Annotated in this window: 23 protein-coding genes; 12 read left to right on the top strand and 11 right to left on the bottom strand. The window is 68.0% G+C overall.

Annotated features, from left to right (window positions below):
* The first annotated feature begins 89 nt into the window (after positions 1-89).
* The 5 genes from BKY59_RS02370 (at position 90) to argC (ending at position 5,328) form a co-directional block, all read left to right on the top strand.
* Complete coding sequence (locus BKY59_RS02370; RefSeq protein ID WP_206361999.1) at positions 90-1,460, top strand: methyl-accepting chemotaxis protein; 1,371 nt, start codon at positions 90-92, stop codon at positions 1,458-1,460.
* A 187-nt stretch (positions 1,461-1,647) separates the two neighbouring features.
* On the top strand, positions 1,648-3,084 hold the full coding sequence (locus tag BKY59_RS02365) for a leucyl aminopeptidase family protein (RefSeq protein ID WP_076068556.1): 1,437 nt from the start codon (positions 1,648-1,650) through the stop codon (positions 3,082-3,084).
* Positions 3,085-3,180: 96 nt separating this feature from the next.
* A complete protein-coding gene (locus BKY59_RS02360) occupies positions 3,181-3,510 on the top strand; it encodes a MarR family transcriptional regulator (protein WP_076068498.1) in 330 nt (109 codons plus the stop codon).
* The gene (locus BKY59_RS02355) at positions 3,491-4,390 is read left to right on the top strand and encodes a C40 family peptidase (protein ID WP_240499923.1); all 900 of its coding nucleotides are present in this window, start codon (positions 3,491-3,493) and stop codon (positions 4,388-4,390) included. The genes BKY59_RS02360 and BKY59_RS02355 overlap by 20 nt, the downstream gene beginning before the upstream one ends.
* Positions 4,387-5,328, top strand: coding sequence for an N-acetyl-gamma-glutamyl-phosphate reductase (argC, locus tag BKY59_RS02350; RefSeq protein WP_076068497.1), 942 nt, complete (start codon positions 4,387-4,389; stop codon positions 5,326-5,328). Before BKY59_RS02355 ends, argC begins: the two co-directional genes overlap by 4 nt.
* A 105-nt stretch (positions 5,329-5,433) precedes the next feature.
* Here the strand turns inward: argC and mltG are convergent, their stop codons facing one another.
* The 5 genes from mltG to fabD all read right to left on the bottom strand — a co-directional run bounded on the left by mltG (position 5,434) and on the right by fabD (position 10,013).
* Positions 5,434-6,432, bottom strand: a complete 999-nt coding sequence (gene mltG, locus BKY59_RS02345; RefSeq protein ID WP_076068554.1) for an endolytic transglycosylase MltG — start codon at positions 6,430-6,432, stop codon at positions 5,434-5,436.
* A 26-nt stretch (positions 6,433-6,458) separates the two neighbouring features.
* Positions 6,459-7,724, bottom strand: coding sequence for a beta-ketoacyl-ACP synthase II (gene fabF / locus BKY59_RS02340; RefSeq protein WP_076068496.1), 1,266 nt, complete (start codon positions 7,722-7,724; stop codon positions 6,459-6,461).
* Positions 7,725-7,843: 119 nt separating this feature from the next.
* Positions 7,844-8,080 (bottom strand): acyl carrier protein, encoded by a 237-nt coding sequence (locus BKY59_RS02335; RefSeq protein WP_076068495.1) that lies wholly within the window; start codon positions 8,078-8,080, stop codon positions 7,844-7,846.
* Between the two features lie 79 nt (positions 8,081-8,159).
* On the bottom strand, positions 8,160-8,903 hold the full coding sequence (gene fabG, locus BKY59_RS02330; RefSeq protein WP_076068494.1) for a 3-oxoacyl-[acyl-carrier-protein] reductase: 744 nt from the start codon (positions 8,901-8,903) through the stop codon (positions 8,160-8,162).
* A gap of 174 nt (positions 8,904-9,077) precedes the next feature.
* Positions 9,078-10,013, bottom strand: coding sequence for an ACP S-malonyltransferase (fabD, locus tag BKY59_RS02325; RefSeq protein WP_076068493.1), 936 nt, complete (start codon positions 10,011-10,013; stop codon positions 9,078-9,080).
* A 210-nt stretch (positions 10,014-10,223) separates the two neighbouring features.
* On the opposite strand from fabD, the gene rpsF reads away from it, so the two are divergent.
* Genes rpsF through rplI form a run of 3 tightly spaced genes read left to right on the top strand, consistent with a single transcriptional unit; the run spans position 10,224 to position 11,536 of the window.
* Positions 10,224-10,685 (top strand): 30S ribosomal protein S6, encoded by a 462-nt coding sequence (gene rpsF / locus BKY59_RS02320; RefSeq protein ID WP_076068492.1) that lies wholly within the window; start codon positions 10,224-10,226, stop codon positions 10,683-10,685.
* 14 nt (positions 10,686-10,699) lie between these two features.
* The gene (gene rpsR, locus BKY59_RS02315) at positions 10,700-10,924 is read left to right on the top strand and encodes a 30S ribosomal protein S18 (protein WP_025292255.1); all 225 of its coding nucleotides are present in this window, start codon (positions 10,700-10,702) and stop codon (positions 10,922-10,924) included.
* 12 nt (positions 10,925-10,936) lie between these two features.
* A complete protein-coding gene (gene rplI / locus BKY59_RS02310; protein ID WP_076068491.1) occupies positions 10,937-11,536 on the top strand; it encodes a 50S ribosomal protein L9 in 600 nt (199 codons plus the stop codon).
* A 145-nt stretch (positions 11,537-11,681) separates the two neighbouring features.
* Here the strand turns inward: rplI and BKY59_RS02305 are convergent, their stop codons facing one another.
* From BKY59_RS02305 to BKY59_RS02295, 3 genes are all read right to left on the bottom strand, one after another.
* Complete coding sequence (locus BKY59_RS02305) at positions 11,682-12,812, bottom strand: tetratricopeptide repeat protein (protein ID WP_076068490.1); 1,131 nt, start codon at positions 12,810-12,812, stop codon at positions 11,682-11,684.
* A 26-nt stretch (positions 12,813-12,838) separates the two neighbouring features.
* Entirely contained in the window at positions 12,839-13,450 is a 612-nt protein-coding gene (gene folE / locus BKY59_RS02300; RefSeq protein WP_076068489.1) for a GTP cyclohydrolase I FolE, read from the bottom strand.
* Positions 13,451-13,547: 97 nt separating this feature from the next.
* Complete coding sequence (locus tag BKY59_RS02295) at positions 13,548-14,789, bottom strand: tetratricopeptide repeat protein (protein ID WP_076068553.1); 1,242 nt, start codon at positions 14,787-14,789, stop codon at positions 13,548-13,550.
* A 149-nt stretch (positions 14,790-14,938) separates the two neighbouring features.
* Here BKY59_RS02295 and yaaA point away from each other — a divergent pair, with 149 nt between their 5' ends.
* The 3 genes from yaaA (at position 14,939) to gyrA (ending at position 19,275) form a co-directional block, all read left to right on the top strand.
* Positions 14,939-15,700, top strand: a complete 762-nt coding sequence (yaaA, locus tag BKY59_RS02290; RefSeq protein ID WP_076068488.1) for a peroxide stress protein YaaA — start codon at positions 14,939-14,941, stop codon at positions 15,698-15,700.
* A complete protein-coding gene (locus tag BKY59_RS02285) occupies positions 15,697-16,398 on the top strand; it encodes an SDR family oxidoreductase (protein WP_076068487.1) in 702 nt (233 codons plus the stop codon). Before yaaA ends, BKY59_RS02285 begins: the two co-directional genes overlap by 4 nt.
* A 132-nt stretch (positions 16,399-16,530) precedes the next feature.
* Positions 16,531-19,275: a DNA gyrase subunit A gene (gyrA, locus tag BKY59_RS02280; RefSeq protein WP_076068486.1), complete on the top strand. Its 2,745-nt coding sequence runs from the start codon at positions 16,531-16,533 to the stop codon at positions 19,273-19,275.
* Positions 19,276-19,723: 448 nt separating this feature from the next.
* On the opposite strand, the gene BKY59_RS02275 is transcribed toward gyrA, so the two are convergent.
* On the bottom strand, positions 19,724-20,077 hold the full coding sequence (locus BKY59_RS02275) for a DUF952 domain-containing protein (protein WP_076068485.1): 354 nt from the start codon (positions 20,075-20,077) through the stop codon (positions 19,724-19,726).
* Between the two features lie 78 nt (positions 20,078-20,155).
* Here BKY59_RS02275 and trmFO point away from each other — a divergent pair, with 78 nt between their 5' ends.
* Positions 20,156-21,466: a methylenetetrahydrofolate--tRNA-(uracil(54)-C(5))-methyltransferase (FADH(2)-oxidizing) TrmFO gene (gene trmFO / locus BKY59_RS02270; RefSeq protein WP_076068484.1), complete on the top strand. Its 1,311-nt coding sequence runs from the start codon at positions 20,156-20,158 to the stop codon at positions 21,464-21,466.
* 225 nt (positions 21,467-21,691) lie between these two features.
* Here the strand turns inward: trmFO and BKY59_RS02265 are convergent, their stop codons facing one another.
* Both BKY59_RS02265 and BKY59_RS02260 read right to left on the bottom strand, forming a co-directional pair.
* Positions 21,692-22,168: an EF-hand domain-containing protein gene (locus BKY59_RS02265; protein ID WP_076068483.1), complete on the bottom strand. Its 477-nt coding sequence runs from the start codon at positions 22,166-22,168 to the stop codon at positions 21,692-21,694.
* A gap of 51 nt (positions 22,169-22,219) precedes the next feature.
* Positions 22,220-22,900 (bottom strand): squalene/phytoene synthase family protein, encoded by a 681-nt coding sequence (locus BKY59_RS02260; RefSeq protein ID WP_076068482.1) that lies wholly within the window; start codon positions 22,898-22,900, stop codon positions 22,220-22,222.
* Positions 22,901-22,915: the final 15 nt, after the last annotated feature.

The raw sequence follows: 22,915 nt of genomic DNA, 5'->3' as shown, positions 1-22,915 counted from the left end.
AAGGGAGCGCGCGGCGTTGGCCGGTCACATCCCCTTTACCATTTTGTCCTAGGCCGGCCTGGACAGGGTCGGACGGGGAAGACGGAATAATGGTCGCGGGACGCTTCGTGATGACCGAGGGGACGGCAGAGCTGCTGCTGGATGCACGCGGCGTTGCCGAACGGATCATGCTGTACAAGGGCGACGGCAAGTTTCCCGCCCGGCTGACTGCTCTGTGGGAAAGGCATGCCGACACCATCCGCACGGTCAGCCGCGCCTATTGGCAGACGTCGCTGCGTGTGTTGCGCGATCGATCGCAGGCCCTGCTGGATCCCGACGTCGTCGTGCTGGACCGGATCGAGCGAGAAACGGAACGGTGGTTCACCGGCCCGATCGACGAGACCTGGCTCGCGTCCATCGCGGTCCGCGGCAACGAGACGATCGCGGCGGGCCTGTCGATGCCCGAACGCACGCTGTCGATCTACAGCTATGCCAGACATCTGATCGACGCGCTGCACGGCGTGACCGCCGACGATCCCGAAATGGCCCGAACCGTCCCGGCAACGATCATGCGGCTGGCCTGCATCGAGATCGAAGTCCTCTCGAGTCAAATTACCGCAATCCACCGCGTCGAATCTCTGCGGGATCGGGTGGCGGACGGCGGCGCCTTCCGCGACACGGTCGGCCTGATCCTCGACGGTGCGCTGCGCCATTCGGTCGAACTGTCGGAACAGACGGGCGGCGCGTCGGGCGTGACGCGCGGCATGCTGGGCAAGGCATCGGAGGTCGCCGCCGCGGCCGAACAGTCCGCGGTCGCGATGCGCGACGCCGCGATGACCGCGGCCGGGCTGATCCGCGCGATCGAACAGGCGCGCGGCGAGGTGGAGACCGCAGCACTGGTCGCCACCCGCGCCGCCGAACAGTCGGCGACCGCGGTGTCTGTGTCGGAGGCGCTCAGCGGCCACGCCCAGGCGATCGAATCGATCCTCGGACTGATCCGCGACATTGCCGGGCAGACCAACCTTCTCGCGCTCAACGCCACGATCGAGGCGGCCCGCGCGGGCGACAGCGGCCGCGGCTTCGCGGTGGTCGCGGCGGAGGTGAAGAGTCTGGCCGCCCAGACCGCGCGCGCCACCGACGACATCGCCGCCAAGATCGCCGCCATCCAGTCCGCCACGCGCCAGACGGTGGATGCCAACGGATCGATCCGCGACACGGTGGGCGAGGTCCAGTCCGCGGCGCAGCGCATCCGTTCCGCTATGGAAACCCAGGCGCGGACGGTCACGATGATTACCGCTGCGGTCGACGAGACGGCGCTCGCGGCCGATTCGATGTCGGCCACCATCGCCGCGATCCGCGCCGAGACGGAAGCCGTCGCCGACGAGATCGACCATCTCGAAACCGGGTTCCGGTCGATGGGCACGCACCTGACGCAATTGTCCACGACGACCGGCGACTTCGTCTCGCGCATGGCCGCCTAGCGCGGGACCGCAGTGGGTCAGGCAACATCCCCTGCCCCGCCTGGTTCGAGGCTGTCGAGAACTCGGCACGGTGTTCCCGTGAGCCCGAATCAGACGCCCCGTCACTCCGTTCACAGTGGCCGCGTGCCCACGGACGGTCCGGCGCAAGGCATGGCGTTACCGATTCGGCATGCCTATGCTCCCGATCATGACAGATTTCGCTTCGCTCCTCCTGCCCGACCGCGGCCAACCCGCGCATGGCATCCAGCTGCTCCGCACCGACCAGATCGACGCCTGGCTCGCCACCCAGCCGGAACGGACCCGCGTCGCAATCGCTACCGCGCGCTTCGCGGGAAAGCCCGGCGACGTCGCGATCCTGCCGGGGCACAAACCCGACGAATGGTCGATCGCGGCCGGCGTCGGCCCAAACGCGGGTACCGGCGACGATCCCTGGCAACTGGCCGCGCTCGTCGCCGCGCTGCCCGCGGGGCAGTATCGCCTTCATGACGCTGTTCCGGCCGCTGCGCTGCTCGGGTGGCTGCTCGCGCATCACCGGTTCGACCGGTACCGGACGGCGGCCGACCCGATCCCGCAACGCATCCTGCTCACCCCCCGGTCGGCGGAGATCGCCGCGACCGTGGCTCTTGCGAGCGCGACCGCGCTGGTCCGCGATCTGGTCGACACGCCGGCGTCGGACCTGGGGCCGAGCGAACTGGCGGCGGAAGTGGAACGGGTCGCCGCCCGTTTCCAGGCGTCGCTTGTCGTGACGCAGGGCGACGATCTGGCGCGCGGCTTCCCCCTGGTGGCTGCGGTCGGTCGCGCCGCGGTTCCGGCACGTGGCCCCCGAATGGTCGAACTGCTCTGGGGTGATCCCGCGCATCCGCGCATCGCGATCGTCGGCAAGGGCGTGGTGTTCGACAGCGGCGGGCTGAACATCAAGCCCGGCGGCGGCATGCTGCTGATGAAGAAGGACATGGGCGGTGCCGCGCACGCCCTTGCGCTCGCCATGCTGGTGATGGAGGCGCGCTTGCCCGTCCGCCTCCACCTGCTGATCCCCGCGGTTGAGAATGCGATCGCCGGCGACGCGTTCCGGCCCGGCGACGTCCTGTCCAGCCGCAAGGGCATCACGATCGAGATCGGCAATACCGATGCCGAAGGGCGGCTCGTGCTGGGCGACGCGCTGACCCGCGCGGGCGAGGACGCACCCGAGTTGATCCTCGATTTCGCCACGCTGACCGGGGCCGCGCGGGTAGCGCTCGGGCCAGACCTGCCGGCGCTGTTTTCGAACGACGATACGCTTGCGGACGCACTGGTCGCCGCCGGTACCGCCAGCGGAGATCCGGTCTGGCGGATGCCGCTCTGGGCGCCCTATGCGGACATGCTGAAGTCGGGGATCGCCGATATTAACAATGCCGGAGAGGGCGGACTGGCCGGGGCCGTCACCGCCGCGCTGTTCCTGCAACGCTTCGTCCCGTCCGACATCGCCTGGGCGCATTTCGATACGTTCGCCTGGCGTCCATCCGCCCGTCCGGGGCGGCCCAAGGGCGGCGAGGCGCTCGGCCTGCGGGCGGCCTGGCACTATCTTTCGGATCGATACGGACCTGCATCGATCCCGCCATCGACGGCGGAGACCGGTCGGGTGTGAAACGATCCGCCCGTCCGCGTGTTTTCATGACAGGTGGCCGTCGTGCCTCATAAAAAAAGGTGCGGTTCAGTGCGGATCTCGTCTCTCGGTTCCTGGATGAATACGCTGGTCGGTTATGTCCGGTCCGGCAAACCCGATCTAACCAACCGCCAGATGGCATTGCTGCTGGCCGTCTACCTGACCCCGGGTCCGCACACGGTGCGTGGCCTTGCCCATACGCTTGGTGTCTCAAAGCCGGTCGTCACGCGGGCCTTGAATACGCTGGGCACGCTCGGCTATCTGCGGCGCGAGCGGGACGAGGCCGACAGGCGCAATGTGTTCGTCGCACGCACCGCTGTGGGGAATGATTTTCTTGAAGGGTTCGACAGTCTCATCGACGATCAGGACCGGAGCGACCGCCGATCGGGTGCCCCCGCGCTCTGTTGAACGGTTCCGCCTGACCGGCGTCTCGCGCGCCTACGACCCGCGCATCACCGCTGCCCGCCGCGATATTGCGGATATCGCGCTGGCCGACAGGGTGTTCGCGCCGCACTATGTCCGCCCAATGCCGCGGATCTGCGGCGACCGCGCGACGATGCTCCACACCACGCCGGACGCGGCAACCGCCGCCGTCTCGCAATTGCTCCCGGGGGAACCGTTCGCGGTCCTCGATATCCGCGGCGACTGGTGCTGGGGCTATGGCGCGCTGGACCAGTATCTTGGGCATGTCCGTATCGACGCGCTGCGGCCGGTCGGCGATCCCGCGACCCATATCGTCACGGCTCCGCAGACGCTGCTCTTCGCCCGGCCCGATATCAAGACGCCTGCCCCCATCGCGCTCCCGATCGGCAGCCGGATCGCGGGTCGGGCCGACGGGGCGTTCCTTGCTCTCACCGGCGGCGGGTTCGTGCCTGCCGGCCACGTCATACCTGTCACGACGCAGGCTGCGGATCCGGTTACGGTCGCCCGGTCGCTCGTCGGCATGCCCTATCTCTGGGGCGGCCGCGGGGGCGGCGGGATCGACTGTTCCGGCCTGGTCCAGCTTGCGCACGGCCTGTGCGGCATCCCCGCCCCGCGCGACAGCGACCAGCAGGCGGCAGCGCTCGGCACGGCCCTGCCCGCCGATGTCCCCTTGCAGCGCGGCGACCTGGTCTTCTTCCCCGGCCATGTCGGCATGATGGTGGATGGCGACCGGATGATCCATGCGAACGCGCACTGGATGGCCGTCGTCGTCGAACCGCTCGCCGACGTGCTTGCCCGCTTTCCGGGCGACGGGGGCGATGCCATCGTCGCCCGCCGCCGGCCGATATCCAGGATGACGCCATGACGATCCGCATCTTCATTGACGGCGCGGTCGGCACGACCGGCCTCGAAATCCGCGACCGGCTGGCGGGGCGGCGCGACATCGTGCTGGTCACCCTGCCCGATCATCTGCGGAAGGATGCGGCCGCACGCGCCGATGCGCTCAACGCCGCCGACGGCGTCATCCTGTGCCTGCCGGACGATGCCGCGCGCGATGCCGTGGCGATGGTCCGCAATCCGACGGTCCGGATCGTCGATGCGTCCACCGCGCATCGTACCATGGACGGCTGGGAATATGGCTTCGCCGAACTGGAACCCGACCGCGCCGGCCGGCTCGCGGCCGCGACGCGGATCAGCAATCCGGGTTGCTACCCCACCGGGTTCCTGGCGCTGGTCCGCCCGCTGGTCCGCGCCGGCATCCTGCCTGCGGACCGCACCGTCGCGGTCGCCGCGACGTCCGGCTATTCCGGCGGCGGCAAGGACATGATCGCCGCGTTCGAGGATCCCGCGGCACCCGCCGCAACCGATACCGGCTACCGGCTCTACGCGCTCGGCCTGGGCCACAAGCATGTCCGCGAAATGCAGGTCCATGGCGGCCTTGCCCGTCCGCCCATCTTCCTGCCCGCGGTCGCGCGCAGCTACCGCGGCATGCTGGTCGAGGTGCCGCTGGCGATCGACGATCTCGCCCCCGGCACCACGGCGGCGCATGTCCAAGATGCCCTCGCGCAGGCCTATGCCGGCGCCGCGCTGGTTTCGGTCGCGACCGATCTGCCGTCCGTGCTCGATATCGAACGGACCGCCGGCACCGATCGCCTCGAATTATTCGTCTATGCCGACCCCGCCGCCGGCCAGCTCCGCCTGATCGGCGCGCTCGACAATCTCGGCAAGGGCGCCGCCGGGGCCGCCGTCCAGAACATGAACCTCGCCTGCGGCCTGCCCGAAACGGAGGGACTCCGGCTCTAGATTGGGGTTGAAGCGACCTTGACCAGTCGTCATCCCGAACTTGATCCGGGATGGCGAGGCAATCGTGCAGGGCTGGTTGAAAACACGCCACCCGTCACCCGAAAACTACATCTCGCCACGCGCCCGGCGCAGCGCGTAATAACGCTGCACATTGGCGTTGTGCTCGGCCAGCGTCCGGGCGAACACATGCCCGCCCTTGCCGCTAGCGACGAAATACACGGCGTCGGACTCCGCCGGGTTCAGGACCGCCGCGATTGCGCCCTTGCCGGGGTTCGCGATCGGCCCAGCCGGCAGCCCCGCCATCGCATAGGTGTTGTACGCGTTGACCGCGGCCAGTTCGGACTTCCGGATCCGCCGCCCCAGCGCGCGGCCGCGCGTGATCGGGTAGATGACGGTCGGATCCGCCTGCAAACGCATCCCCGTCCGCAGCCGGTTGGAATAGACGGCGGCGACCGTGCGCCGCTCGCTGGCCAGCGCGGTTTCCTTCTCCACGATCGACGCCAGCGTCACCGCGTCCTGCTTCGTCGTCACCACCGTTCCCGGCTTCCGCGTTCGCCACAACTGGTCGACCGTCCGGGTCATCGCGTCCTGCATCCGTTTCAACACGGCGGCGCGGCTTTCCCCCCGTTCGAAACTGTAACTGTCGGGCAGGACCGATCCCTCCGCCGGCACCGGCACGTCGCCGGTCAGCAGGTCGCGTGCCATCAGCCGGTCGCGCACCAGCACCGACGGCATGCCTTCCGGAATGGTGATCAGCCGCTGCAACGTCTTGCCCGATTGCAGCATCGCCAGGATGTCGGCCGCGCTGGCCCCCGCCTCGATACCATATTCGCCTGCCTTGATCGGCGCGTCGTCACCGAACAGCCGCACCTTGCGCAGGAACCCGGTGGTCGATTCGATCGCCCCGGCCTTCTCCAGCACACGCGCCGCCGCGGCCAGCGTCGCCCCTTCCGGGATCGTCACATCCGTTGCGACAGCAAGCGGCCCGGCGGCGCGCCATTCGCGCGTCGTCCACAGCCACCCGCCGCCGACTACCAGCAACCCGGCGACGACCAGGATCAGCAGCAGCCTGCCGACCGGGAACGTCTTGCGCGCACGTGCCATGCCGTTCCCCCCGCCGCCGCCGCCGATCAATCGCGGACCGGCACCATCACCAGCGACGCGTTCGTGCCGCCGAACCCAAACGAATTGTTCAGCACCGCACGCACTTCGCGCTTCTTGGCGACATGCGGAACGAGATCGACCCCCATCACGCCGTCGGACGGATTGTCCAGGTTCAGCGTCGGCGGCACGATCTGGTCGCGCATCGCCAGGATGCAGAAGATCGCCTCGACAGCACCTGCCCCGCCCAGCAGATGCCCGATCGCCGACTTTGTCGACGACATCGACACATTCTCGATCGCGTCGCCGAACAGCCGGCGGACCGCACCCAGCTCCAGCTCGTCGCCCATCGGCGTCGATGTGCCGTGCGCGTTGATATAGTCGATGTCCTCGGGCTTCAGCCCGGCCTTCTTCAGCGCCATCTCCATCGCGCGATACGCGCCCGACCCTTCCGGATGCGGTGCCGTGACGTGATAGGCGTCGCCCGACAGGCCGTATCCGATCACTTCGGCATAGATCTTGGCACCGCGCGCCCTGGCATGCTCATATTCCTCGAGCACCACCACGCCCGCGCCCTCGCCCATCACGAAGCCGTCGCGGTCCTTGTCATAGGGGCGCGACCCCTTCTCGGGCGTATCGTTGAAATGCGTCGACAGCGCCTTGGCCTGCGAAAAGCCGGCGATGCCGAGCGGGCAGATCGCGCCCTCGGCACCGCCCGCCAGCATCACGTCGGCATCGTCCATCGCGATCATCCGCGCGGCATCGCCGATCGCATGCGCGCCGGTCGAACAGGCCGTCACCACCGCATGGTTCGGCCCGCGCAGCCCGTATTTGATCGACACCTGGCCCGAGATCAGGTTGATAAGACGGCCGTGCACGAAGTGCGGCGACACGCGGCGCGGCCCCTTGGCGGCGAGCACCAGCGACTCGCTCTCGATGCCGGGCAGCCCGCCGATGCCCGATCCGATCGACAGGCCCGCGCGGTAGCTCTGCTCTTCGGTCATTTCGGTCAGGCCGGCGTCTTCCAGCGCCTGCCCGGCGGCATCGATGCCGTAGATGATGAACGGATCGACCTGGCGCTGCACCTTGTGGTCCACGCGCTTGTTCGGATCGAACCCATATTCGTGATCCGCGGGCTTCACCTCGCACGCGATCTGGCAGACATAGTCCGTCGCGTCGAACCGCGTGATCCGCGCAGCGCCGGACTTGCCGGCCAGGATGTTGGCCCAGACGAGTTCGACCTCGGCACCCAGCGGCGTCACGAGGCCCAATCCGGTTACGACGACGCGACGCATGCCTTGTTCTCCAAACCCATTATCTTTTTGCCAAACGCAAAACGGCCCCCCGGCCCATAGTCACCCGGGGCGGGAGGCCGTTCGGCATCATCTTGCCGGGCCATGAAGCCCGCGCAGGATCAGGCCTTGTTGCTGTCGATATACGTGATCGCATCCTTGACGGTGCCGATCTTCTCAGCCGCATCGTCGGGGATCTCGACGCCGAATTCCTCTTCGAACGCCATCACCAGCTCGACGATGTCGAGGCTGTCCGCGCCCAGATCGTCGATGAAGCTGGCTTCCTCGGTCACCTTCTCGGCTTCCACGCCCAGATGCTCGACGACAATCTTCTTCACGCGTTCGGCGGTGTCGCTCATGATCTTATACCTTCCTTACGAACTCGGGATTTGCACTCGCCCTAACCGCGCCGTGATACGCTTGCAAGCGTCCGGTGGGTCAGATCATCGCCATGCCGCCATTCACGTGCAACGTCTGCCCGGTGACATAGCCGGCCTCCCGACTGGCCAGATAGACGACGGCCGCGCCGATGTCGTCCCCCGCACCCAGCTTGCCCGCCGGGATACGGCCGGTCAGCGCCGCCTTCTGCGCGTCGGGCAACGCATCCGTCATCGCGCTGGCGATGAACCCCGGTGCCACGCAGTTCACGGTGATGTTGCGGCTCGCCAGCTCCTGCGCCAACGCCTTGGACATGCCGGTCAGCCCGGCCTTGGACGCGGCATAGTTCGCCTGCCCCGGGTTGCCCGTCGTGCCGACGATCGACGTGATCGACACGACCCGCCCGAACCGCTGCTTCATCATCGGCTTCGCCGCCGCGCGGATCAGCCGGAACGCCGCCTCCAGGTTCACCGACAGGACGGTGCTCCACTCCTCGTCCTTCATCCGCATCGCCAGGTTGTCGCGCGTCACGCCGGCATTGTTGACCAGGATGTCGAGCCGCCCGCCCAGCGCCTCCAGCGCGCGCGGCACCAGCGCATCGACCGCGGCGGCATCGGACAGGTCGCACGCGACCGCCACATGACCCTCGCCCGGCAATCCGGCCAGGAACGCGTCCAGCTTCGCGACATTGGACCCCGACACCGCCAGCCGCGCGCCCTGCCCGGCCAGCGCGGTCGTGATCGCCGACCCGATCCCCCCGGATGCGCCGGTGACGAGTGCAGTCATTCCGGTCAGATCGAACATGTCTTCTTCCTTCTAACAATTTGGCTTGGGGCAACGGGCCGCGGACGCACTCCCCTCGATCCGTCATTCCTGCGGACGCCGGAATCCATTATCACTGCGCCTCGGGCAGCCAAGACCGTAGTGATAATGGAACCCAGCTTTCGCCGGGATGGCGGCCGGGGGGTCCGGTTACTTCTACAATGTCCCCGCCAGCGCCTCGATATCGGCCATCGTCACGACGCTCGTCGCCTTCGCTTCCGGCGCAATCCGCTTGACCATCGGGGTCAGCACCTTGCCGCCGAACTCCACGAACTCGGTCACCCCGGCCGCGAACATGGCCGCCACGCTCTCCCGCCAGCGCACCGTGCCCGTCACCTGCTCCACCAGCAGCCGCCGGATCGTGTCGGCATCCGCCACCGGCGCGGCCGTCACATTGGCATAGACCGGAACCAGCGGCGCGCGCAGCGGTGCCGTCGCCAGCGCCGCCTCCATCGCCTCGGCCGCCGGCGCCATCAACGCGCAGTGGAACGGCGCGGACACCGGCAGCAGCAGCGCCCGCTTGGCCCCACGCGTCTTGGCGATCTCCATCGCGCGCTCCACCGCGGCGACATGGCCGGACACGACCACCTGCCCGCCGCCATTATCGTTCGCCGCCTCGCACACTTCACCCTGCGCGGCCTCCGCCACGATCGCCTGCGCCGTCTCGAAGTCGATGCCCAGCAACGCCGCCATGGCGCCGACGCCCACCGGCACGGCGGCTTGCATCGCGCGGCCCCGCAGCTTCAGCAGGCGCGCCGTCGTCGCCAGGTCAAAGCCTTCGGCCGCACACAGCGCGCTATATTCGCCCAGCGAGTGCCCGGCGACATAGTCGACCTTGTCCGCCAGCCGCACGCCGCCCTCGCGCTCCAGTACGCGCAACGTTGCGATCGCATTCGCCATGATCGCCGGCTGGGCATTCTCGGTCAGCGTCAGGTCGCGCTCCGGCCCCTCGGCCATCAGCTTGGATAGCCGCTGCTCCAGCGCATCGTCCATCTCCTGCAACGTCTCGCGCGCCGCGGTGCTGGCGGCGGCCAGCGCGGCGCCCATGCCGACTGCCTGGCTGCCCTGTCCGGGGAATAGGAATGCACGCACGGGCTCTCTCCACCAAATCCGTCTGGGCAGCGCGTTATGGCCGCACGACCGTCAGTGCAACCCGCTTGCTTTCCGCCGCCCTTTCCGCCATTGCCCCCGCTTCGTCAGGCGACGGGCCCGTCCCGCCGCCCCATCGATATTTGAAGAAAGCCGGAGGGGCGTTCGCATGGGGCGGCGTCAGCGATCGGCCAAATGTAAGGACGTGAAGACATGGCTCTCTATGAGCACGTGTTCCTCGCGCGTCAGGATCTGGCACAAGCCCAGGTCGACGTGCTTGCGGAAACCGCTACGAAGATCGTCGAAGAAGGCAAGGGCCGGGTCGTAAAGACCGAGAGCTGGGGCCTTCGCGGTCTCGCCTATCGCATCCAGAAGAACCGCAAGGCGCATTACGTCATGCTCGAAATCGACGCGCCGACCGGCGTGATCGCCGAGCTGGAGCGCCAGACCGGGATCAACGAGGACATCGTCCGCTACATGACCGTCCGTGTCGACGCGCATGAAGCCGGCCCGTCCGCGATGATGCGCCGCAACGAGCGCAGCGAGCGCGACCGTGGTGGCCGTGGCGGCGACCGTGGTGACCGCGGCGATCGTGGTCCCCGTCAGGATCGTGGCGACCGCCCGGATCGTGGCCCCCGCGAAGATCGTCCCCGCGACGACCGCGACGCAGGCTGAGGAGCTAGAAACAGATGGCACGCCCATTTTTCCGTCGTCGCAAGAGCTGCCCCTTCTCCGCGAAGGACGCGCCCCGGATCGACTATAAGGACGTCCGGTTGCTGCAGGGCTTCGTGTCCGAACGCGGCAAGATCGTCCCCAGCCGCATCACCGCGGTTTCCGCAAAGAAGCAGCGCGAACTCGCCCAGGCGATCAAGCGTGCCCGTCACATCGGGCTGCTTCCGTACATCGTCAAGTAAGGAGCTGCCGACATGGATGTGATCCTGCTCGAACGTGTTGAAAAGCTGGGCCAGATCGGTGACGTCGTCACCGTGAAGAACGGTTTCGCGCGTAACTTCCTCCTGCCCCGCAAGAAGGCGCTCCGCGCCAACTCGGCGAACAAGAAGGTCTTCGAGGCCAACCGCGCCAACATCGAAGCCGAAAACGCCAAGCGTCGTGACGTCGCCACCGAAGATGCCAAGGGCATCGACGGCAAGACCATCACGCTGATCCGCCAGGCGTCCAACACCGGTCAGCTCTACGGTTCGGTTTCGACCCGCGATCTGGTCGAAGCGTTGGAAACCGACGGCGACAAGGTGACGAAGAACCAGATCGTCCTGAACAAGCCGATCAAGACGATCGGCCTGTCCACGGTCCGCATCGCGCTCCATCCGGAAGTGTCGATCACGATCAAGGTCAACGTCGCCCGTTCGCCGGAAGAGGCCGAACTCCAGGCGCAGGGCGTCGACGTCATGTCGTCGATGTTCGAGCGTGACGAAGCCGGCTTCACCGAGGACTATGATCCGAACGCGGAACCCGGCGAGATCGCCGTGGAAGAAGCGCCGGAAGGCGAGACCCCGACCGAAGGCTGAGGCTTTCGATCAGTGGCCGCAGAACAGGCCGTCCGGAGCGATCCGGGCGGCCTTTTCATGTGCCGGCAAGGCAGGAGGCCCGACTTGCAGCCGGCAGGCCTGGGGCGCCCGCCGATCCGAGTAGCGCGCCGCACGGCGCCTGATCTCAGACCAGTATCCGCGCCAGTCGGAACCAGGCCCGCCAATAGACCCCGTTCGTCGGATCACCGGACAATGCGGACCTGAGACAGGTCGTGGCGGCCGTCGTTTGACGCAGGGCAAGATGCGCGCGGAAGCAGAGATAATGATAGTCGGCCCGCTCCGGCGCGCCCTCGACGAGTTCGCGGCCCACGGCGAGCGCCTCGCCTGCTCGTCCGGCCTCCAGTAGGATCGTGGCAGCCATGAAGAGATAGGCGGGCGACCGGTCGAGTGCCAGAACGTCGCGATAGACCCTGACAGCCTCCTCGCTGCGGCCGGCCGCGCGCAGTTGCATCGCCAGGAAATGGAGACCGGCCGGATTGCCGGGCGCGATCGCCACGGCCCGCTGCGCGAGCGCGAGCGCGGTCCGTGGTCGCGCCGCCGGCTGCGCATCGGCCAGCGCGCACAGATAGTTCATCGAACCGCTGCGGGCCGCGCGGCAGGCGGCATGGAGCGTATCGTGGTCGACCGATCCGTCGATAGCATCGATCACCAGCGGGGCCAGGCAGCCGATCTCCGACAGGAACGATCCGACCGGATGGCCGCCATGCCGCACGGCGACGGCACGGACCGCCGTTTCCGCCATGATGCGCCGCGTATGGGCTTGGTCCGGCCCGCAGGGATCATGGACGAGCACAACGTCTGCCGAACAGCGGATCGGACCGTTCAATGCCGGGATGAAACGCAGCCTGCTTGCCTGCCTGCTCCAGCGCCGTTCGCCCCGCATCACGCGCGGATCGATCGAATATTGCGGCGACAGGGCAAGCACCCGCGTGGCACCCACGGCGTCTGCAAAACGGATCGCCGCATAGCCACCCATGCTGGAACCATAGGCCAGGATGTCCGTCGCCCCGGACGTGGTCCTGCGCACCGCCGACCACGCCCTGTCCAGTCCGCGATACTGATACCAGGCGCTGGTCCGCGTCAACACGTGGGTGGCACTGATCCCGCGGTCCGCCAGGAACGCTTCGGCAAAGGCCAGACGGTCGAAAGTCGGATGATCGTGATGATGATCGAATGTCACGACGTGCCGCCGCGTGTCGGCGGCGGGTCTATGCCGGACCTGCACGTCCCCGTCGCAATATAGCACCCCGTTCATTGCCCCGCCCCCCAGCGTTCACCCGTCTAGCATCCCATCAGCGCCAGCACCTCGCGGCGGCTGCGCTCGTCTTCCCGGAATACGCCCATCATCCGGCTGGTGACCATGCCGACGCCCGGCGTCCGCACGCCGCGCGCGGTCATGCACGCATGGCTCGCCTCGATCACAACCGCTACGCCGTGCGGTTTCAGCGCGTCCCAGATACAGTCCGCCACCTCCGCGGTCAGCCGTTCCTGGATCTGCAACCGACGCGCAAAGCCGTGCAGCACGCGCGCCAGCTTGGAAATGCCCACGACATGGTCGCGCGGCAGATAGGCGATGTGCGCCTTGCCGATGATCGGTGCCATATGATGTTCGCAATGCGACTGGAACGGTATGTCCTTCAGCAGCACGATCTCGTCATAGCCGCCGACCTCCTCGAACACCCGGGACAGATGAATGCGGGGGTCCTCGGCATAGCCCTGGCAATATTCCCGCCATGCGCGCGCCACCCGCGCCGGCGTGTCGAGCAGGCCCTCGCGCGTCGGATCATCACCCGCCCAGCGGATCAGCGTACGAATCGCCTCCTGCACCGGTTCCGGCACATGGGCCTTTGCCGGCAGCGTGGCGGGCGCACTTTCATCGCGATCGTCGGTCATCGTCCGTTCCCCCTTTCCCGCGGGCGCGGCGGCCCGAAAACAAAGGGGCGACGCAGCCTGCGCCGCGCCGCCCCCGGATCGTGCCGTTCGCGACCGATCAGGCCTGCTGGTCGAGCCAGATCAGCCAGTATTTCGCCAGGCCGGCGCGCGGACCGGTCGTGATCTGACCGAATGCCTGCCGCGCGGCGTCCTTCTGCCCCGCCTTGGCAAGCGCCATGCCGAGCCGCGTGTTCACCAGGCCCGCATCGACGCCGCCCTTGGTCGCGGCCAGCTTGTACATCTCCGCCGCGTTGGTCCAGTCACCATAGCCCAGATACGCATCGCCGGTGGACAGCGCGGTCTTGCCGGTGCCCTTCGGCCCGCGCGCCGCCGTCGCGGCCGCGCCGAGCGATGCCTTGTCGGCCGCGACCTTGGGGCTGATGATCCCGTTGATCTCGGCCGCGTTGCCGCCCTTGCTCAGGTTGATGACGCCGGCGCGGCTGCCCTCGTCCAGCACCGCCTTGGCCTCACCCGGGTAACGGAGATAGGTCGCCAGGACATATTCCATATAGTCGCCCTGGCCCTTCATCGCGCCGGCCGTGCGCTGCAGGCGCATCAGGTCCAGCTGCCCGTCGGCATCCATCGGATTGAGTTCGCGATAGGTGACCAGCGAATCGCGCCAGTTGGATGCCGTCGGGTAATCCTTCACCCATGCCTGGGTCAGTGCCGCGGTCTGCTGCGGCAGCTTGGCGGTGTAGGCCAGGTTGATGCCGCGCCCGTACCAGTCGGCCGGCGCCTTCGTCCCTGCCGCCCGCTGCGTATCGATCGCGGTCTGCAGCGTCTGCAACGCCTGCGGCGTCTTGTTCTGCTTGGCCTGCGCTTCGACCAGCAACGCATAGGCGTTCGTATCGGTCGTCTTCAACTCGATCGCCTTGGCCAGCATCTGCTCGGCCTTGGCATAGTTTGCGGCGCGGTACGCCGTCTGCCCGCTGACCAGATACAGCGTCGGCAGCTGGTCGGCCGGCGCGCGGTTGCTGGCGATCAGCGCGTCTACGGCCGCTGCCTGCGTGGCCGGGTTATTGTCGATCTTGCCCAGCTCGATCATCACCGCGGCCACGAAATACTTCTCTTCGTCGGTCTTCGCGGCAGCATTGGCCTCGGCCAGCTTGGCGGCACCGGTGGTCGCGTCGCCGCCCCGGATTGCGGTCTGCGCGGCGGCCAGCGGCTCGCGCACTTCCTTGCTCAGCTTCGGACCGGCCGGGGCCGCTTCCTTCTTTGCGGCAATTGCCGGCTGCCCGAGGATCGCGGCCCCGCCGAACGCCAGCGCGACACCCAATGCGGTGGTGGAAAGATACTTCATCGCCGTACAGCCTCCGTCTGACGGCACCATCGGCGCCGTCTTGATCCCCGGCATAGCTAATGCCACCTATGCGCCCGCACAAGGCGTCTGCGCAGCCGCCCGCCGGTGCCGCCTTGGACGGACGCAGCACATGCGCTACCCCATGCCGCATGATCGCCGTCCTTTCGCCTGCCAAATCGCTCGACTACGAGTCGGCGTTTCCCTCCGTCGACCCGACCGAACCGCGGTTCGCGCACGAGGCGGAACAGCTCGCCGCCGCGGCTGCCAAGCTGACCAAGCCGAAGCTGGCCAAGCTCATGCATATCTCCGACACGCTGGCCGCGCTGAACGTTTCGCGCTTTCGCGGGTTCATGGATCAGCCGGAACGCCCGGCGATCTACGCGTTCGATGGCGACGTCTATACGGGGTTCGAGGCCCGCTCGCTGGAACCGGAGGCGATCGGTTATGCGCAGGATCATGTCCGCATCCTGTCCGGGCTTTACGGCCTGCTCCGCCCGCTCGACCTGATCCGCCCCTACCGACTGGAAATGGGCGTGAAATGGGCACCCGGCCGGACGAAGGACGTCTACGCCCACTGGGGGGCGCGTATCGCTGACCTGCTGGCCCGCGATCTGCACGCCGACGGGTCGGGTATCATCGTGAACCTGGCCAGCCAGGAATATTGGGGTGCGGTGGCACCCACCCCGCCCGCCGGCGCGCGCATCCTGACGATCGACTTTCGCGAAGACGGTCCCAAGGGGCTGCGCTTCAACAGCTTCGGTGCGAAGCGGGCACGTGGCATGATGGCGCGCTATATCTGCGAACATCGGATCGCTGACGTTGCCGGCCTCAAGACGTTCGACAGCGACGGCTATGCCTACACCGCGGACGGGTCGGACGACGCAGTGCTCCGGTTCGTGCGCACGCGATGACCGCCCCGCAGGTATCCGGCACCGCCATCGTCATCGGCTCCACCGGCGGGATCGGTGCGGCACTCGTCGCGGCACTGGAGGCGGCAGGCACATCCGTCGACGCGCTGTCCCGGACGGGCAAACACCATATCGACATCCTCGACGAACCCTCGGTCGCCGCGGCCGCCGCGCGCGTCGCGGAAGGCCCCGCCCCCCGGCTCGTCATCGTGGCGACGGGCATGCTGCACGAACCCGGCATCATGCCCGAACGGTCGCTGCGCGATCTGGACGCCGACCGCCTGTTGCGCAGCTACGCGCTGAACGCGGTCGGCCCGGCGATCGTCGCCAAGCACTTCCTGCCGCTGCTGCCGCGCGACGGCCGCTCCGTCTTCGCGGTCCTCGGCGCGCGGGTCGGCAGCATCGGCGACAACCGGCTTGGCGGCTGGACCGGTTACCGCATGGCCAAGGCGGCGCTCGCCATGCTCGTCCGCAACATCGCGATCGAAACCACCCGGCGCGCGCCGGATGCGATCTGCGTCGGGCTGCACCCCGGCACCGTCGCGACCAACCTCAGCCTGCCGTTCCGCCGCAATCTGGCCGACGGACAGCTTGTGACGCCGGACGATGCCGCCGCCAACCTCCTGCGCGTCATCGCCGGGCTGACCCTGGCCGACAGCGGGAACATGCTGGCGTGGGACGGGCAGACGATCGCCCCCTGACACCGGCGATTTCATCCACCGTTTCGGCACGCCGTGCGCCCTGCCGGGGTGGCGTTACGGCTGCGTTTCGTCTAGGTTGACGGATCGTCGGGGCGTTCCCGACCATCCCATCCACAACCCACGGAAACACACTTGGCCAGCACGCCGCCGATCGCCCAGAACAGCGACATTTCCCCGGTTTCCATCGTCGATGAAATGAAGTCGAGCTATCTCGACTACGCGATGTCGGTGATCGTCAGCCGCGCACTGCCCGATGTCCGCGACGGACTGAAGCCCGTTCACCGCCGCGTCCTCTACGCCTGCCAGGAAGGCGGCTTTGTCCCCGGCAAGCCGTACCGCAAATCCGCCAAGATCGTTGGCGACGTGATGGGCAACTACCATCCGCACGGCGACAGTTCGATCTACGACGCGCTCGCCCGCCTGGCGCAGGACTGGTCGATGCGCGTGCCGCTGATCGACGGTCAGGGCAATTTTGGGTCGATGGATCCCGATCCGCCCGCCTCGATGCGCTATACCGAGGCGCGCCTGGCCAAGGTCGCGATGACCCTGCTCGAAGATATCGAGAAGGACACGGTCGACTTCCAGCCCAACTATGACGGCTCGCGCGACGAACCGACCGTGCTCCCCGCGCGCTTCCCCAACCTGCTCGTCAACGGCGCGGGCGGCATCGCAGTCGGCATGGCGACCAACATCCCGCCGCACAACCTCGGCGAGGTCATCGCCGCCTGCAAGGCGTACATCGCCGACGGCAGCATCACGTCCGAGCAACTGCACGAAATCGTCCCCGGCCCGGATTTCCCGACCGGCGCCACGATCCTCGGCACCGGCGGCGCGCGCAACGCCTACACCACCGGCCGCGGGTCGATCATCATGCGGTCCGCCTGGACCGTCGAGGAAGGCCGCGGCGAAAAGCGCGCCATCATCCTCACCGCCATCCCCTACCAGGTCGGCAAGAACCGCCTGGTCGAAGCGATCGCCGATGCCGCCAAGGAAAAGCGGATCGAGGGCGTCAGCGACATTCGCGATGAATCCAACCGCGAAGGCGTCCGGATCGTCATCGAGCTGAAGCGTGACGCGACGCCCGACGTCGTGCTCAACCAGCTCTGGCGCCACACTCCGGCGCAGTCGTCCTTCCCGGCCAACATGCTCGCGATCCGCGGCGGCCGGCCCGAACTGCTGAACCTGCGCGATATCATCGAAGCATTCGTGAAGTTCCGCGAGGAGGTCATCACCCGCCGCTCGAAGTACGAACTGCTGAAGGCCCGCGAACGCGCGCACATCTTGCTCGGCCTGGTCGTCGCGGTCACCAACCTCGACGAGGTCGTGCGCATCATCCGCGGGTCGTCCAGCCCGGCGGAGGCGCGCGTCAAGCTCAGCCAGCGCGAATGGCCGATCGCGGAAATTTCGAGCTACATCCGGCTGGTCGAGGCGGTCGAGGCGGAGATCGAAGGCGACACCTATCGCCTGTCCGATATCCAGGTCCGCGCGATCCTCGACCTGCGGCTTCATCGTCTCACCGCGCTCGGCCGCGACGAGATAGGCGATGAGTTGCAGAAGCTGGCGGACTCGATCGGCGAACTGCTCGCGATCCTGGGCGACCGGGCGAAGCTGTACGACGTGCTGGAAACCGAACTCGACCAGATCAGCGCCGCCTTCGCCACCCCGCGTCGCACGCTGATCGCGCCGGCCGGCGACGACATCGACGACGAGGATCTGATCGAGCGCGAGGACATGGTCGTCACCGTGACACTTGGCGGCTACATCAAGCGCACCCCGCTTGACGCGTTCCGCACGCAAGCCCGCGGCGGCAAGGGCCGATCCGGCATGGCGACCAAGGAGGAAGACGCCGTCACCCGGCTGTTCGTCACCTCCACGCACACGCCGGTCCTGTTCTTCTCCAGCCACGGCAAGGTGTATCGCAAGAAGGTCTGGCGCCTGCCCGAGGGGGCACCGCAGGCGCGCGGCCGCCCGATGATAAACCTGCTGCCACTGGCGACGGGCGAGACGATCACCAGCGTCCTGCCCTTGCCGGAGGACGAGGCGGAATGGGCGAAGCTGCACGTCGTGTTCGCTACCGCGCATGGCGGGGTCCGCCGCAACGCGATGGACGCGTTCGCCAACGTGCCGACCAACGGCAAGTTCGCGATGCGGTTCGATGAGGATGCGACCGATCACCTGATCGGCGTGGCGCTGCTGTCCGCGGACGAGGACGTCCTGCTCGCCACCCGCGCCGGCCGCGCGATCCGTTTCGCCGGCACCGACGTCCGGGAATTCCAGAGCCGCACCTCCACCGGCGTCCGCGGCATCGCGCTGAAGGAAGGTGACGAGGTCATCTCGCTGTCGATCCTGCGCGGCTTCGACGCCGATACGGAGGAACGCGACGCCTATCTCCGCGCCGCGCCGTGGAAGGAGAACAGCGCCGAACCGACGCTCGATCCGGCGCGCATGGCGGAATTCATCGAAAGCGAGGAATTCATCCTTACCGTCTGCGCCAACGGCTACGGCAAGCGCAGTTCCGCCTATGAATATCGCCGCACCAACCGCGGCGGGCAGGGCATCACCAACATCGACAACCTCGCCCGCAACGGCCCGGTCGTCGCCAGCTTCCCCGCGCACAAGGGTGAACAGCTGATGCTGGTGACCGACCAGGCGAAGCTCATCCGCATGACTGTCGGCGACACCCGCGTCATCGGCCGCAATTCGGCCGGCGTAAAGCTGTTCGACGTGTCGTCCGGCGAACATGTCGTCGCCGCCGCCCGCATCGAGGAAAGCGAAGGCGATGCCGAAGTGACACCCGGCGTGGAAGCCGACCTGACGACGGGTTCGCCCGTGGTCAACGAAGTTTCGCAAGAAACCCCGGACGGCGAAGACGCATGACGCACCCAGCGTACCCCCGCGCAGGCGGGGGTCCAGTTTCAAGCTCCGATCTGGATCCCCGCCTCCACGGGGATACGCTGCCTAACTTGTCCCCCCGCGCAGTCGGGGGTCCAGTTCGGGGCGCGAACCTGCACTCCGCCCCAGAACCTTTCCCCGGCGAAGGCCGGGGCCTGGATGAAACCGCTTCGCCAAGGCCCCGGCCCTCGCCGGGACACAACAGGCGGACGATCCGCTACGCAGTTCCCTTCGCCCTGCTGCTCCTCGCCGCCTGCGACCCCTTCCAGCCCGACGATCCCAAATCGGTCATCGTAACCCCCGTCGGCCAATGCCAGAACCTCGGCGGCACCCCCGCAACCCGCAAGGCCAGGGACGGCACGCCTTGGAAGGTCTGCACCTTCCCCGACACCCGCGTCTGCGACCTCGGCAAGCTGCGCATCGACAACCGCTGCTACACGACCGTCCCGGACACCGCCCCCGGCAACTGATGCACTCCGTCCGCGCCCAACGGCAGCGGATCGACCGCGGTCACCGCCGACCAGGGCAGCGCCGCATAAAGATGCGGAAACAACTGCCCGCCCCGCGCAGGCTCCCATTTGAGCGGCGTCGGCAGCGCATCCTCGTCCACCGACACCAGCACCAGCCCGTCGCGCCCCGCAAAATGCCGCGCCAGCGTGTCGGCCGCTTGGGGGCCGGTCGAGAAATGAATATAGCCGTCGGCGATGTCGATCTCCGCCCCCGCAAAACTGCCGGCCCGGCGAAACGCATCGGCGGCATCCGCCGTCATGATCTTGTAGATTGTCATGCCGCCCGGATACTGCCGCGGTGGCCCCAAGGAAACCGGGGACTTCACCAACCGCGCCGCAACGCCTAGAGCCGATCCATGTCCCATCAGATCCACATCATCGGCGGCGGCCTCGCCGGGTCCGAAGCCGCCTGGCAACTGGCCCAGGCCGGCATCCGCGTCCGCCTTTCCGAAATGCGCGGCGTCGAAGGCACGCCCGCGCACCACAGCGACGATCTCGCCGAACTCGTCTGCTCGAACAGCTTCCGGTCGGACGACCCGGAACGCAACGCGGTCGGCGTCCTCCACGCCGAACTGCGCACGCTCGGCTCGCTCATCATGGCGCAGGCCGACATCCACCGCGTCCCCGCCGGCTCGGCACTTGCGGTCGATCGTGACGCGTTCGCGGCAGGCGTCACCGCCGCGATCGAGGCCCACCCGCTGATCGATCTCGTCCGCGAACGCGTCGACGCACTACCGGAAGGCCCCGCGATCATCGCCACCGGCCCGCTCACCGCCGCGCCGCTGGCGGCTGCGATCGGTCAGGCGACCGGCGAGGACGCACTCGCCTTCTTCGACGCCATCGCGCCGATCGTCCATTTCGACAGCATCGACATGGATACCTGCTGGTTCCAGTCGCGCTGGAACAAGGGCGACGGCAAGGACTACATCAACTGCCCCATGAACCGCGAGGAATATGCCGCCTTCCACGCCGGGCTGATCGCCGGTGAGAAGGGCGAGTTCAAGGAATGGGAGAAGAACACCCCCTATTTCGACGGCTGCATGCCGATCGAGGTCATGGCCGAACGCGGGTTCGACACGCTGCGCTACGGCCCGATGAAGCCCGTCGGGCTCGACGATCCACGCACCGGCCGCTGGCCGCACGCCGTCGTCCAGCTGCGCCAGGATAACGCGCTCGGCACGCTCTGGAACATCGTGGGATTCCAGACCAAGTTGAAGCATGCCGAACAGGTCCGGCTGTTCCGCACGATCCCCGGCCTCGCCAATGCCGAATTCGCGCGGCTCGGTGGCCTGCACCGCAACACCTTCCTCCAGGCACCCAAGCTGCTCGACGGTACGCTGCGGTTGAAGAACGCGCCCAACATCCGCTTCGCCGGGCAGATCACCGGCTGCGAAGGCTATATTGAATCGGCCGCGGTCGGTCTGTTGGCGGGCCGTTTTGCCGCGGCGGAACTGGCCGGCACCGAGGCACCGCCCCCGCCGCCCACCACAGCACTCGGCGCGCTGCTCGGTCACATCACCGGCGGCGCGAAGGCGGACACCTACCAGCCGATGAACGTCAATTTCGGCCTCTTCCCGCCGCTCGAAGGCGTCGCCAAAAAGGTCGACCGCAAACCCCTGATGGCCGCCCGCGCCCGCGCGGATCTGAACGAATGGATCGCCGCCTGAACGGGGCGACGCCCGGAGCGTTCCTATCAAGGCAACTCCCGCCCGCCCATCCCGGGCGAAGTCGAGGGACCCTTCGAGCGAAGCCGAGAAGCCGACAGCGCCGATAGCGCGAAACAGATGTCGGTGCGACGCACCCAACCCGTTTGGTTCGGGCCTGTCGAAAACCCCGCACTAGGTTCTCGACAGGCTCGAACCAAACGGGGTCAAAGGCGGCAACCGTACCGCTCAACTGTCCTGGTCACGCTCCGCCACGGCCACCACCGGCGGACATTTCGCCCGCGCTGCCGCCTTGCGCACCACGCGCGTCGTCGCGAACTCGGCAGGTGTCAGCGCCCCGGTCCGGTCGGCATCCGCGCCGGCGAACTTCGCGATCGCCTTGACCGAATATTCGTCGAACGACAGCCGGCCATCCCGGTCCACATCCAGCTTCGCGAACGCCTTCTGCCGGCTCGCCAGATATTCGCTGCGCGCCACGGCACCGTTCTTGTCCTTGTCGTACCGCCCGAACCGCTTCTCCTCGCGCGTCCGCACGCTTGCGGCCGGCGGCACCGTAATCGGCGCGTCCTCGCCCGCGGCGGTCACGACCTGCGCGGTCGGCGCGGGCGGGATGGCATCGGCCGCGCGCCCGGCCCCCTTCCACCAGAACATCACCCCCGTCATCAGCAGCATCGCCGCTGCCGCCCCCATCAAGAACCGCCCCATCCTTAGCCCCCCTCGTCGTCACCGCGACACTGCCGACGGCGGATTAACAGGTCAACGACCGAACATCCGGTGGCGCAGCATCATCGCGATGCGCCCTGCACTCCCCACACGCCGGTCCGCATCCGGCCCCGCCGCCACGTCGCGCCGCGCCAGCACGGCCAGCATCCCGAGCGGCCGCAGGCCACGTGGCGTCCGTCCGTCCCACTCCGCCAGCGCACGCTCCGCCGCATCGAGCGCCGCCGCCCGGAACGCCGCATCCCGCTGCCCCCAGCCCAGATCGACCAGCGCCCACCCCGCCCCCATCGCCGCGGCCCCGCCCACATCGCCGCCCAGCACCCGCGCCGCCAGCCCGAACAGCACACCGCCCCGCCCGCGGCCATACTCGTCCAGCATGTCCGGATCGCCCTCGACGATCGCGCCCCACCCCTCCGCCAGCGCGGCCAGCTCCGCTCCGCGCACATGCGGCAGCAGTTGTGCCGCAACGTCCTGCAGCAACGGTTCGGCCGGGGCCGCGGCATCGTCCAGCCGGGTCAGCGCGTCGCGCCACCACGCCAGCCGGATCGCGCCGATCGACGGATCGGTCGTGGTCGCCACCACCGCCCCCAGTCGTGCATCCAGCCGCCACAGCGTCGCGATCGCCCCACGTCGGGCGGCCGGCACATGCAGCAACGCCAGCGTGCGTTCGGGGTCGATCGCGGGTTCCGCGGCACCGGCGGGGGTCGGATCATGCATGGGTCGGCCCTCGCG

This window comes from Sphingomonas montana (genome assembly GCF_001956315.1).
In the GTDB taxonomy this organism is placed as follows: Bacteria; Pseudomonadota; Alphaproteobacteria; order Sphingomonadales; family Sphingomonadaceae; genus Sphingomonas_R; species Sphingomonas_R montana.
This window is presented reverse-complemented; position numbering and strand designations above follow the sequence as displayed.